An 11,655-nucleotide genomic window follows, 5' to 3' on the forward strand; every position below is an offset into this window, starting at 1 on the left:
TTCTCCAGAGAAAGGCGGTTGGGGTGTGGGCAACCGGCCGTCAGGCCGGTCGCCTGCGCAGCAGCGCCGCGGCAAGGGCGAGGGCCGCAGACAGGGCGATCACCGCCCATCCCGACAAGGTGGGCACGGGCTGCACGCCGCCGGGGGCGGGCGGCGGTGTGCCGTCGTCGTTGGCGATGGTGCCCGTGCCCGTGGTGGAGGCGCCTGCGGTGGCGCCGGCCAGGTGGGACAGCGCCACGGTGAAGGCTTCGTCCGCCTCGGCCGTGGTGTCGCCGTGGATGGCGACCGTGAACGTTTTGGCCACGTCGTCCCCCGCGTCCCATTGCAGCGTGCCCGTCGCTGCGGTGTAGTCGCTGCCGGCGGTGGCCGTGCCGTTGGCGGTGCTCCACTGCAGGGTGACGGCGGCGGTGGGGGTGGATGAGAGGGTGGCGGTGAATGTCATCAGCGACGTGCCCGCGTGGCCTTCTGCGAGGGTGGCGTTGCCGAGGGTGACGGTGGGTGGGGGCGCGGGCCCAGGCCCAGGCGCATCGTCGTTGAGGATGGTGCCGGTGGCCTGGGTGGTTGCGCCGGGCGCCATGCCGACGAAGTGAGACAGCTCGACGGTGAAACTCTCGTCCGCCTCGGGCGCGGTGTCGCCGTGGAGGGTGATTTCGATGTGCTGCGGGTCCCGGTTGCCGGGGGGCCAGGTCAGCGTGCCGCTGGCCGCCGTGTAGTCGCTGCCGGCGCTGGCCGTGCCGGCCACGGTGCGCCAGTCCAGGCTCATGGGCATGGTGGCCGAGGGTTTGTCGGGCGTGACGGTGAACACCAGCACCCGGGTGCCCGCGAAGCCTTCGGTGGCGCTGACGGCTGCGGCACGGAAGGCCGGACGCGGCGCGTCCAGCGTCCAGGTGCCGCCGGCAGGGTAGGCGGCTTGCGAGGTGATGTTGGCATGGGGGGCGAACAGGATGCAGGTATCGCCCACGCCGCCGACGGTGGCCGTTCCCTTGCACAGGGCGTTGAGCAGGGTGCTTCCGCTGCCATGGGTGTTGGCGCTGATGGTGTCCACCAGGGCGTCGGTGGCGTGTGGGCCGGCGGCACCGTCCACCCAGCGGCTGACCGTGATGACCGACTGGACGATGTTGCCCTGCGCGTCGGTGGCGGCCTTGAAGCCGTGGACCCGGATGTCGGGACGCGCGGGCTGGCCCGAGATCCCGATCGCGCCGTTGCTGAACGACCAGCCCGTGACCAGCGGAGTGATGTCGTCGCTCAGAAGGTGGTTGGGGGGCAGCGGCGAGGCCGTGCGGAACCAGCCGTTGATGCCCGCCCCGGTGGGCAGGTTGGTGCAGGTGCCCGTGCTGCAGGGCGGGGTGTAGCTGGTGACGGTTTGGTAGAGCGGTGAGGAGAAGTAGTACGTCACATCCGCACGGGCGCCAGATCCAAGGGCCAGTGCCAAGGCCGCGGGCGCGGCCAGCATCCATCGTTTCATCGTCGGGAGTTCTTCCGGTTGCAAGGTGCCTGGATTTTTGGGTCTTGACCCAGGCTGCGCCATTCCCCCAAGGGTTATGGGGAGCGCTTGATTGCTATTGATTTAATAGCTGCTTGCGCTTGATGGATGGGCGCTGTGGGCCGAATGAGCCGTGTCCCTCCCTTGCAGGTGGGCAGCCAGTTCCTCCCAGTCGCTCGCGCCGGCCACTGCCAGGATGGTGCGCAGCTGCTTTTTGAGAAGGGCATTGCCAATGCCGGTGAGGGCGGCGCAGTCCGTGCGTGCGTGGCCCAGGCCGGCCGTGACGGCGATCTCGCGCTGCAGCGGCGTCAGCGGCAGCTGTTGCACGCGGCGGACCACGTCGATTTGCGGGAGGTGCTGCAGGTGCAGCGTGACCAGCCACTGCGGTGCCCCGCCCGCCACCGGGTGCAGCGGATGTGCCTGGACGTGCAGCATGCCGTCGGGCACGGGAATGTGCCGCTGCCCGTCCGCCTCAAGGCGCAGGCGGTGCAGCAGGTCTGCGGGCAGATCGGCGGTGGATGCCCCGTACAGGCCCAGGCCCGGCAGGTGGGCGTCCTGCAGTAGCTGCAGTGCCGTGGCGTCGGCCAGTGCGGGGCGCAGGCCGTCCGCGTCCAGCAGCACATGGCCGGTGGCCTGGGCCGCCTTCCTGCCCGGTGCGGCCGCCCCGGGCAGGAAGGCGCGCGCCAGGCTGGCACCGGCGCGTTCCAGCAGGGCGGCCTGCGCGTCGCTGAAGCCGGGGCCCGGCGGGCGAAACAGGCCCACCACCGCACGTGTGCGGCCCAGCGCTTCCACACGCAGGTCCAGGGTGTGGTGGTGGCCGTTGGCGCGCACCAGCAGGTTGTAGCTGTTCGAGCGGAAGTACTGGGCCCCGGGCGACAGCAGTCGGCCTGTGCGCGGACCGTCCGGCTGGGCAAGGGCCTGGATGTTGGTCTCTCCAGCGCCCGTGAAGAGGTGGGGTTCGTTGAGGAACAGGTTCCTGACGCTGGCGGGCGAGTCTTCATGGTGAAAGCCCGCGGGCTGGCCATTGCCGTCCATCCAGAACAGCGCTGCCGCATCGGCGCCGACAAGCGCGCGCAGCAGTGCGCAGACGTCGGGTGCGATGGGCGCCAGCCCAAGCCCCAGGCGGCACAGCATGTCCAGCTCTTGCCAAAGCCGTTGGCGCACCGGCATGGCGTCAGGCCTGTGGCCGGCCTTTGCGCCTGCGCCGTGCGGACCTTGCGCCGCAAGCCCCCAGCAGCGCACCGCAGGCGGCCAGGGCTGCCGGGCCGAGCGCGGGGACGGGGTGCGCGCCGCCGTCCACGGGGCCGGGCGCTGCGTCGTCACTGACGATGGTGCCGAGGGCCTGCGCCGTGGCGGCGGTGGCGCCGGTGACGTTGTCCAGGAGCAAGAGCAGGGTCTCGCCGGACTCGGCGTCGTCGTCGCCTCGCACGCTGATGCTGATGGTGCGGGCGCTGTTGTCGCCCGCGGGCCAGGTGAGCGTGCCCAGGCCGCTGGTGTAGTCGGCGGGCGCGTTGGCGGTGCCGTCCGCGGTGCGCCATTGCAGGCTGACGGGCGCAGTGGGCGTGGCCGAGAGGGTGACGGTGAAGCGCAGCTGCGGGGCACCGCCTGCCGGTCCCTCGATGGTGGATGCCGGGGCGATGCGCACCTGGGGCAGGGGCGTGCCCTGGAATTCATAGGCCCCCATGTCCACGGTGCGCACCCGGCGCGGCTGGCCCAGGAGGTCCTGCGTGACGCGGGCGTCGGCCAGGGCGTCGCTGCCGTAGTCGATGGCGTCGGAGCCCGGCCGCAAGGAAAAATCGCCGGGCGCGGGATCGCCGAATTGGGGGTCGCCGGTGCGCGTTCCCGGCCCGTAGGGGCGCGGGCCGCCCGCGGACGGTAGCGGCGGCGCGTCGAAGACCAGGTTGTGGCTGTCCAGGAAGCCGGGCACTTCTTCGCCGTCCAGCCAGAAGGCGTGGCGGCTGTGGTGGGCGAAGATGTTGTTGGCCAGCCGGCCCGTCAGGAGCGCGCCCAGGTCCGTGCGGGCGCTGGCGTTCAGGCCGACGTCGTTGTCCACGATGGTGTTGTGCAGCACCTGGGCATCAATGTGGGCGTTGTCGGCCTCGGCGTACAGCGTGATGGCGGCGGGGCCGCCTGCAAAATTCCTCTGGCCGCTGATGACGTTGTTGAGAAGGGCCGCCGTCACCGCGCTGCCCTGGCTGCGCAGGGAGATGCCGTTGTTGAAGCCTCCAGTGCCGCGAAGGGTGTTGTGCTGGGCCAGCACCTGGAACGGGCCGGTGGTGGCGTACAGCTCGATCAGCGCGCACTCCGCCAGGTCCACCGCTGCGATGCTATTGCGGGCGATGGTGGCGGAGATGGGGCCGGCGTTGGACGCAAGGATCCTCATGGGAGTGCCGCACCAGCTGCCGTTGCGGCGGTGGATGATGGTGTTGTCGGTGATGTGCGCGGCCAGCGCGCCATAGGTACCGGGCTGGGTGCTGTGGCGCGCTTCGATGGCGGCGTTGGCGCTGGTTTCCAGCTGGTTGCGTGTGGCCGTGAAGTCCAGGCTGCCGCCGCCGGGCCCCACGATGCCGGCCAGCGACGTGTTGCCGTACAGGCCGGCGAACTCCACGCGCACGTCGGCCACGCTGGCCACGGCCACGAGCGAGCGCACGCCGGGGCGCCTGCCCGCCGCCGCTTGCACGGTAAGGCTCTTGGTGACGGTGACCGTTTCGTTGATCCAGCTGTCGGTGGCCAGCTCCACGGTGCCACCGCTGGCGGCGGCGTCCACGCAGGCTTGCAGCGTGGCGCCACAGCCGGGAAAGGTCAGGGGGGCTGCCATGGCGGCGGGAGCGGTCAGGGTGGCCGCCAGCGCCAGCAGGGTGGCCAGGCGGGGGCGGAGCGAGAGGTCGGAGCGAGAGGGCATGTGCGGTCTTCAGGGGGCCATGTGGAAGCCGCGCGATTGTTCAAAGAATGCGGTGTGTGCGCCATTCCCCCCAGGGGTACGGTCTTGTTGATGCTATAGGGTTGATAGCTATTCGCGCCCGCTGGAAGGGCGCTGGGGGCTTTTGTTGCAGGGGCGCGATGTCAGCCGCGCAGGTGCATGCCCAGTTCGTTCCAATCGCTCGCGCCCGCCGCCTCCAGGATGCTGCGCATGTGCTTTTTCAGGGCCGCATCGCCCACGCCGGTGAGGGGACCGGCATGGGCACGCGCATGGCCCAGGCCCGCCAGGGCGGCGATTTCGCGCTGCAGGGGCGACAGCGGCAGTTGCAGCACGCGGCGCACCACGTCGATCTGGCGCGGGCGCTGCAACTGCAGCGTGATCAGCCATTGCGCCGTGCCGCCCGCAGGCGGCAGCAGCTCGTGGGCCTGTACCAGCAGCAGGCCGTGGGGCACGGGGAGGTGGCTGGCGCAACCGGGACGTACCCCCAGGCGAAGAGCCAGGTCGGGGGGCAGCGTCGCGTTGGCCCCCAGCACACCCAGGCCGCGCAGGCGCGCGCCTTGCAGCAGCGCCAGCGCGGCGCCATCGGCCAGCACCGGGCGCTGGCCGATGGCGTCCAGCACGATGTGGCCGGTGGCGCCTTCGGGCCGCGGAGGCAGCATGTGCGCGGCGACGGGGCCCGGGCCGAAGGCGCGTTGCAGGCTGGCCGATGCGCGCTCCAGCACGGCCGCGTCCGCAGCGCCAAACCCCTCGCCCCGGGCGCGAAACAGCAGCAGCACGGCGCGCGTGCGGCCCTGCACCTCCACGCGCAGGTCCAGCGTGTGGTGGTGGCCGCCGGCGCGGATGAGCAGGTTGTAGGTGTTGGAGCGAAAGTACTGCGCATCGGGCGCGAGGAGGCGGCCCACGGCGGGGCCGTTGGCCCTGGCGAGTGCCACCACGTTGGTCTCGCCCTCGCCGACGAACAGGCGCTCGAATTCGTTGAGGAACAGGTCCTGCGCAGACGCGGGCGAGTCCTCGTGGAAAAAGCCTTCGGGCAAGCCGTGCTCGTCCAGCCAGAACACGGCTGCCGCGTCTGCGCCGACGAGTGCGCGCAGCACCGCACAGATATCCGGCGCGATGGGCGCGAGCCCCAGTCCCAGGCGGCACAGCAGATCGAGCTCCTGCCACAGCCGCTGCTGTGCTAAGGCCGGGGGCCGGGGTGGGGAGGCGTGGGGGCGGGAGGATGCAGGCATGGCGCTGTGGATCGGCGAGGCCAGCCATTACATACCAGGCCTGTGTCTGCGATGGACCAGCGCTCTTCGGGTGCGTGAAATGCAGCACGCTTCGCCAGCGCCCGGCGTCGGCCCGCAGCAGGGGCGCCGGGAGCCCAAGAGATGGGCCGCATCGCGGCGCACGCCACTGTCCGCCAATGTCCTACGCGCAGCGCGGAACATGGCGCACGCGGCCGCAAAAAAGGGCTTTCTACGATGAGCCACCGATTACCACTTAACGGATGTCCATCACCATGAAAACCCTTTTCAAGACCTGCGCCGCGCTGGCCGCCACTTCCGTATTGCTGGTCGCCTGCGGCGGCGGCAACGATGACGACCCCTCGCCCAGCAACGAGCCCGGCGTGCTGACCGTGACCGGCGCCAGCCTGGAAGGCCTCAACGGCGTGTATGGCAACGGTGCGCTGAACCTGACGGACGTGGACAAGAAGAACCCCATCGGCTCCACGCCCGAGCTGTGCACCTTCAAGTTCGACGGTGCCAACAAGGTGGGCTCGCCCGCCACCGCGTTTGGCGACATCCGCTACCGCCCCGACGCCACCAGCCTGCACCAGGTGTTCCTGACGTTCGACGGCAAGGAATACGCCAGCGGCGAGCCCGCCGACACCGCGGTGGTGCGCGAGAGCGACCAGGTGCGTTTTACCAACAAGACGCTCACCGCCACCGACGGCTCCAACAACACCTTGCGCGTGAGCGGCATCGTCCCCATGCGCCCGAACCGGCCGCTGGGCTGCTGACGCGCGCCCCTCTCTTCATTGCTTGACTCCCTCCTCCGGCCGCAACGGCCGGTTCTGCCCTCCACCGGCCTGGCTGGTGGAGGGCTTTTTTGCGGCATGCGGCGCCCCCGCGCGCCCCTGGACACACAATGCGTGCCAGCGGCCTTCCCGCTTTCGTGCCCATGCCTTCACCCGCTCCGCCGTCTCTTTCCACCGCTCCGGACCACGTGGCCGTTTTCTGGCGCCCGGCCGGCGCGCCGCCCAAGCCGGCCGAGGGCGCGCCGTGCAACGGCTGCGGGCTGTGCTGCCTGGCGCAGCCCTGTCCCCTGGGCATGCTGCTGTCGCGCCGGCGCACCGGCGCGTGCGCGGCGCTGCGCTGGAGCGAGCCCGACCAGCGCTACTGGTGCGGCGCCGTGTCCGACCCGGCGGACGTGACCGGCTGGACGCGCCCCTGGGCCGTGCGGGCCCTGTCCGCCCTGGCCAGGCGCTGGATCGCGTCGGGCGTGGGCTGCGATGCGCGGCTGGACGTGCAGTCGGTGCAGCCGCCCCATGATGGTGCGCCGTGAATGCTATATAAAGAATAGCTGCCTGCGCTTTACAGCAGGGCGCTGGCGGCCATTTTGCGTATGATACCCGGGGTGCCGCCCTCCACCTGATTGCGAAGCCGCCATGACGCCCAAGCTCGACGACACCGACCGCGAAATCCTCAGCATCCTGCGCGACGACGCACGCACGCCGGTGGCCACGCTGGCGCACAAGCTGCGCGTGTCGCGCGGCACGGTGCAGAACCGCCTGCGCAAGATGGAGGAGGGCGGTGTGATCGTCGGCTACACCCTGCGCCTGCGGCCCGACGTGGAGCCCCAGCGCATCCGCGCCTGGATGAGCATTGCGGTGGAGGGCAACGCCGCGCCCGAGGTGATCCGCGCCCTGCGCGGCGAGCCCACCGTGGGCACGCTGCACACCACCAACGGCCGCTGGGACATCGTGGCCGAGGTGCGCGCTGAAAGCCTGGAGGCCTTCGACGCGGCCCTCACCCGCATCCGCCTCACCCCGGGCATCGCCAACACCGAAACCAGCCTGCTGCTGTCCACGTACAAGGCGTGAAGTCCCTCTGGCGAGAGGGGGCGTTCAGCGTCCCCGGGTCGGAAAACTGGCGCGGCGTAGTGTTGCGACCGCCGCGCAAGGGCCGCCCCGCCGCGCTGGCGGTGTCCCCCTTTCCGAATGGCGCAGCCATTCGAGAGAAGGGGCTGAGGGCCGCGGCTCCAAGCCTGCCTGCGCAGGCTTGGACGTGCCCAAAGAGCCGCCGCCTGTGGCGGTGGCACCGGGCGCGAAGCGACTCAGGGGGTTGTGCTGCATTGGCGACAGGGGGTAGGGAGTTTCCTGCATGCCCCGGGGCGTGGGGCTGCAGTCCAATGGACGGATCGTTTGCCTTTCGTTTTGAGGAGCCCCGCCATGCAACGTCGCCAGATCCTTCAATGGGGAGCCGCCGGCCTCGCCGCGCCTGCCTTCCTGGCACAGGCCCAGAGCTTTCCCAGCAAGCCCGTCAAGCTGGTCATCGCCTTCCCGGCCGGTGGCCCCACCGACATCACCATGCGGGCGCTCGCCGACAACGCCGGCAAGGTGCTGGGCCAGCCGGTCATCGTGGAGAACAAGCCCGGCGCCGGCGGCACGCTGCCCGCGCAGGCGCTGCAAAGCGCCCCGGCCGACGGCTACACCATCGCGCAGATCCCGCTGGGCGTGTTCCGCCTGCCCTACACCACCAAGATCAACTGGGACCCGGTCAAGGACATCAGCTACGTGCTCAACGTCACGGGCTATGCCTTCGGCGTGGTGGTGCCGGCCGATTCCCCGCTCAAGACCTGGACGCACTTCGTGGCCTGGGCCAAGGCCAACCCCGGCAAGCTCAGCTACGGCTCCACCGGCACCATGACCAGCCCGCACCTGACCATGGAGCTGATTGCGCAGCAGCTGGGCATCGAGTTGCTGCACGTGCCCTACAAGGGCAGCGCCGACCTGATGCAGGCCATCCTGGGCGGGCAGCTCATGGCGGCGGCCGACTCCACCGGCTTTGCCCCGCAGGTCGAGGCCGGCAAGCTCCGCGTGCTCAACACATGGGGCGCCGAGCGCCTGGCCAAGTTCCCCGAGGCGCCCACCCTCAAGGAACTGGGCCTGAACCTGGTGCAGAACTCGCCGTTCGGCATCGGCGCGCCCAAGGGCACGCCCGACGCAGTGGTCAAGCGCCTGCACGACGCCTTCAAGCAGGCGATGGAGCAGGACAGCTACAAGACGGCACTGGCGCGCTACGACATGGTGCCGATGTACATGGGCACTGCGGCCTACAAGAAGTTTGCGCAGGACACGTTCACGCGCGAGAAAGCGCTGGTGGAGAAGCTCGGGCTGGCACGGCCGTCCTGAGAACAGGTGCTTTGGAGGGGCCGAAGCCGTTCCGTGTGATGATCCGTCCCGACATTGAACGGAACACCGCGAAAAACTATGGCATCCCCCTCCGACAGCATCAGCATGGCCCTGTTCTGCGACTTTGAAAACGTCGCCCTGGGCGTGCGCGATGCGCAGTACGAAAAGTTCGACATCAAGCCCGTGCTGGAGCGCCTGCTGCTCAAGGGCTCCATCGTGGTCAAGAAGGCCTATTGCGACTGGGAACGCTACAAGGGTTTCAAGGCCACCATGCACGAGGCGAACTTCGAGCTGATCGAGATCCCCCACGTGCGCCAGTCGGGCAAGAACTCGGCCGACATCCGGCTGGTGGTGGACGCGCTGGACCTCTGCTACACCAAGTCGCACGTCAACACCTTCGTCATCATCAGCGGCGATTCGGACTTCTCGCCGCTGGTCTCCAAGCTGCGCGAGAACGCCAAGCAGGTGATCGGCGTGGGCGTGAAGCAGTCCACGTCCGACCTCTTGATCGCCAATTGCGACGAATTCATCTTCTACGACGACCTGGTGCGCGAGAACCAGCGCGCCCAGGCCCGCCGGCAGGCCCCGGGCAGCAACCCCGCTCCCGCGCAGCGCCGCAGCCCGGAAGAGGAGCGCAGCCGCAAGGAAAGCCAGGACGCGCGCCGCACCCAGGGCGTGGAATTGGCGGCCGAAACGTTCGACGCCCTCATGGCCGAGCGGGGCGACAGCGGCAAGATCTGGGCGTCGGTGCTCAAGGAGGCCATCAAGCGCCGCAAGCCCGATTTCAGCGAGGGCCGCTATGGCTTCCGCACCTTTGGCAACCTGCTGGAAGAGGCGCAGGCGCGCGGGCTGCTGGAGTTTGGACGCGATGAAAAATCGGGCGCGTACGTGTACCGCAGCCACGGCCCGGCGGGCGGCGCTGCGGCGCCTGCGCGCGGCGAGGCACCGCCCGATCGCGGCGGGCAGGCCGGCGCGTCCACGCGGCACGACTTCCATGCGGTGGCAACCGCCCCCGACCTGCCCCAAGGGCCCGGCGAGGGCGCGGCCCCCGGCGGGCGCCACCGCGGCCGCCGCGGCGGCGACAGCGCCGACCGCGCCGACCGCCCGGAGCCGCGCCAGGCCCATCGCAGCGAGACGCCAGAGCAGGATGGAGCCGATGCCCCCGCAGAGCGCACGCCAAGCCGGTACTTCAGCCAGGCCGCCGCGCCCCAGGCCCAGCCGGCCGAGCTGGTGGAGCCGGTCAGCGCCACGCCGCCGGAGCCGGACCTGGGCAACACCGCCGAGCCCGAGGCCCCGGCCCCGGAGCACGCCGCCACCGTGGCGGCTGGCGATGTGGCGGGTGACCCGGCGGCTGAGGCGCCCGCCCCCCGCCGCGGCCGAGCACGCGCGGCGGAAGGCGCTTCGGCCGGTGCGGCCGCACCGAGGGGCGCCAGCCGCAAGGCCGCCACGCCCCGGGCGCGCGGCGGGCGGGCACCAGCGGATGCAGATGCAGCGGAAGCCGTGAAGGTGGAGGGCTCCACGCCCGCGGCGCCAGCCGTCAGCCCGGACGCCGACGGCGCTGCGCCCGCCAAGGCGCCTGCACGCTCCCGCAGCCGGGCCCGCAAGCCCGCCGCCGAGTAACGGGACTCGCCACGGCGCCGTCCCGCGCCCGCGCAGGGCGGGGTGGGGCGGGTGGGGCCGTTCAGCTTTGCGGCGCGGCCGCCAGGGGGCGCGAGGCCAGCCGCCGGGCCACGTCCTCGTAGCGGGGCGGGGTGCAGCCGGCTTGCTCCACGCAGTGGCTGGCGCTGGCCAGCGCATGCTGCAGCACGCGGCGCAGCCGGTCTTGCGCCAGCGGGGTGGCCAGTCCGCCGGGGCGGGGCGCCAGGGCGTCCTCGCCGCGCCCGGGGCCCGCCAGCAGCGCGGTGACCAGCCCGGCCAGAAAGCAGTCGCCCGCGCCCACCGTGTCCACCACGGCCAGGGGCGTGGCCTCCTGCGCGTGCAGCGCCACGCCGTCGCGCTGCAGCAGCCAGGCGCCGCCGGGGCCCAGCGTCAGGGCCAGCCACTGGGCGGACGTGTGCTGCAGCAGGGTGCGGGCACGCTCCAGCGCGCTGGCGCCCGGCATCGCCAGAGCTTCCAGATCGTCGTCGCTGACCTTGATGAGGTCGGCCTGCTGCAGCGCCGCCATCACGTTGGCGCGGTAGGCCGGCGCGTCGTCCACGGCCGACAGGCGCAGGTTCGCGTCCACCACCACCATGCGGCCCGCGGCGCGCTGCGCGGCCAGCCAGGGCTGGTAAATCCCGGCGTCCTGCGCCACCAGCGCCAGGCAGCCGGTGGCCACTACCTGCAGGCCGGGCAGGGCGGCGCACGCCGCGTTCAAGCGGGCCGCGTCCACCTGCCGGTCGGCCACGCCGTCGCGGTAGAAGCTGTAGCTGGCCTTGGCCTCGGCGTCCAGCGTGGCCAGCGCCAGGGCGCTCGGCGCCCGCACGGGCACCGGGTCGGCCAGCCGCACGCCCGCGCCGCGCAGGCCCTCCGCCAGGCGCCGCCCCAGCAGGTCGGACGACAGCGGGTTCAGGTACGCGGTGCCCACGCCCTGCAGGCCCAGGGCGCGGGTCAGGTTGTAGACCGCGCCGCCGGCACAGGGGCGCAGCCGCCCGTCCGCTTCCTCGATCAGGTCGAACAGCGCCTCGCCTGCCGTGGCCACGCGCACCGCGGCCGCGGGCACCGTGTCGCTCGGCAGCGGCGGCCCGTCCGCCGGTACCGGGGCGGTGGGAAAAGGCTGGCCGGCGCTAGCGGCTGGATCGGGCTGGGTAGGGAAAACCATAAATAAATCCGCTTGATTTATTAAAATGCCGCGGACTATAGTTCGCTCCCATCCAC

At 71.3% G+C, this 11,655-nt stretch carries 10 protein-coding genes; 5 read left to right on the plus strand and 5 right to left on the minus strand.

Features of this window, described 5'->3' with window-relative positions; translation table 11 throughout:
• Positions 1-40: 40 nt before the first annotated feature.
• The 4 genes from ACOYR3_RS04855 to ACOYR3_RS04870 all read right to left on the minus strand — a co-directional run bounded on the left by ACOYR3_RS04855 (position 41) and on the right by ACOYR3_RS04870 (position 5,632).
• Complete coding sequence (locus ACOYR3_RS04855) at positions 41-1,465, minus strand: IPTL-CTERM sorting domain-containing protein (protein ID WP_422845353.1); 1,425 nt, start codon at positions 1,463-1,465, stop codon at positions 41-43.
• Between the two features lie 102 nt (positions 1,466-1,567).
• On the minus strand, positions 1,568-2,653 hold the full coding sequence (locus ACOYR3_RS04860) for a hypothetical protein (protein ID WP_422845354.1): 1,086 nt from the start codon (positions 2,651-2,653) through the stop codon (positions 1,568-1,570).
• A 4-nt stretch (positions 2,654-2,657) separates the two neighbouring features.
• Positions 2,658-4,385 (minus strand): Calx-beta domain-containing protein, encoded by a 1,728-nt coding sequence (locus ACOYR3_RS04865; RefSeq protein ID WP_422845355.1) that lies wholly within the window; start codon positions 4,383-4,385, stop codon positions 2,658-2,660.
• 161 nt (positions 4,386-4,546) lie between these two features.
• Entirely contained in the window at positions 4,547-5,632 is a 1,086-nt protein-coding gene (locus ACOYR3_RS04870) for a hypothetical protein (RefSeq protein ID WP_422845356.1), read from the minus strand.
• A gap of 272 nt (positions 5,633-5,904) precedes the next feature.
• On the opposite strand from ACOYR3_RS04870, the gene ACOYR3_RS04875 reads away from it, so the two are divergent.
• The 5 genes from ACOYR3_RS04875 to ACOYR3_RS04895 all read left to right on the plus strand — a co-directional run bounded on the left by ACOYR3_RS04875 (position 5,905) and on the right by ACOYR3_RS04895 (position 10,419).
• Positions 5,905-6,405 (plus strand): hypothetical protein, encoded by a 501-nt coding sequence (locus ACOYR3_RS04875; RefSeq protein WP_422845357.1) that lies wholly within the window; start codon positions 5,905-5,907, stop codon positions 6,403-6,405.
• A gap of 161 nt (positions 6,406-6,566) precedes the next feature.
• Positions 6,567-6,950: a hypothetical protein gene (locus ACOYR3_RS04880; protein ID WP_422845358.1), complete on the plus strand. Its 384-nt coding sequence runs from the start codon at positions 6,567-6,569 to the stop codon at positions 6,948-6,950.
• 103 nt (positions 6,951-7,053) lie between these two features.
• Positions 7,054-7,488 carry an Lrp/AsnC family transcriptional regulator gene (locus ACOYR3_RS04885; protein WP_291484373.1) on the plus strand — a complete coding sequence of 145 codons (435 nt, stop codon included), beginning with the start codon at positions 7,054-7,056 and terminating at the stop codon, positions 7,486-7,488.
• Between the two features lie 348 nt (positions 7,489-7,836).
• A complete protein-coding gene (locus tag ACOYR3_RS04890; protein WP_422845359.1) occupies positions 7,837-8,799 on the plus strand; it encodes a Bug family tripartite tricarboxylate transporter substrate binding protein in 963 nt (320 codons plus the stop codon).
• Between the two features lie 78 nt (positions 8,800-8,877).
• Positions 8,878-10,419: an NYN domain-containing protein gene (locus ACOYR3_RS04895; protein ID WP_422845360.1), complete on the plus strand. Its 1,542-nt coding sequence runs from the start codon at positions 8,878-8,880 to the stop codon at positions 10,417-10,419.
• A gap of 61 nt (positions 10,420-10,480) precedes the next feature.
• Here ACOYR3_RS04895 and ACOYR3_RS04900 read toward each other — a convergent pair whose 3' ends face one another.
• Positions 10,481-11,599 (minus strand): PfkB family carbohydrate kinase, encoded by a 1,119-nt coding sequence (locus tag ACOYR3_RS04900; protein WP_422845361.1) that lies wholly within the window; start codon positions 11,597-11,599, stop codon positions 10,481-10,483.
• Positions 11,600-11,655: the final 56 nt, after the last annotated feature.

Source organism: Acidovorax sp. M2(2025), from assembly GCF_049330835.1.
In the GTDB taxonomy this organism is placed as follows: domain Bacteria; phylum Pseudomonadota; class Gammaproteobacteria; order Burkholderiales; family Burkholderiaceae_C; genus Acidovorax.

Excerpts from the sequence above, each read along its gene's own strand:
- ACOYR3_RS04855 (WP_422845353.1), bottom strand. The coding sequence starts at position 1,465 with ATGAAACGATGGATGCTGGCCGCGCCCGCGGCCTTGGCACTGGCCCTT.
- ACOYR3_RS04860 (WP_422845354.1), bottom strand. The coding sequence starts at position 2,653 with ATGCCGGTGCGCCAACGGCTTTGGCAAGAGCTGGACATGCTGTGCCGC.
- ACOYR3_RS04865 (WP_422845355.1), bottom strand. The coding sequence starts at position 4,385 with ATGCCCTCTCGCTCCGACCTCTCGCTCCGCCCCCGCCTGGCCACCCTG.
- ACOYR3_RS04870 (WP_422845356.1), bottom strand. The coding sequence starts at position 5,632 with ATGCCTGCATCCTCCCGCCCCCACGCCTCCCCACCCCGGCCCCCGGCC.
- ACOYR3_RS04875 (WP_422845357.1), top strand. The coding sequence starts at position 5,905 with ATGAAAACCCTTTTCAAGACCTGCGCCGCGCTGGCCGCCACTTCCGTA.
- ACOYR3_RS04880 (WP_422845358.1), top strand. The coding sequence starts at position 6,567 with ATGCCTTCACCCGCTCCGCCGTCTCTTTCCACCGCTCCGGACCACGTG.
- ACOYR3_RS04885 (WP_291484373.1), top strand. The coding sequence starts at position 7,054 with ATGACGCCCAAGCTCGACGACACCGACCGCGAAATCCTCAGCATCCTG.
- ACOYR3_RS04890 (WP_422845359.1), top strand. The coding sequence starts at position 7,837 with ATGCAACGTCGCCAGATCCTTCAATGGGGAGCCGCCGGCCTCGCCGCG.
- ACOYR3_RS04895 (WP_422845360.1), top strand. The coding sequence starts at position 8,878 with ATGGCATCCCCCTCCGACAGCATCAGCATGGCCCTGTTCTGCGACTTT.
- ACOYR3_RS04900 (WP_422845361.1), bottom strand. The coding sequence starts at position 11,599 with ATGGTTTTCCCTACCCAGCCCGATCCAGCCGCTAGCGCCGGCCAGCCT.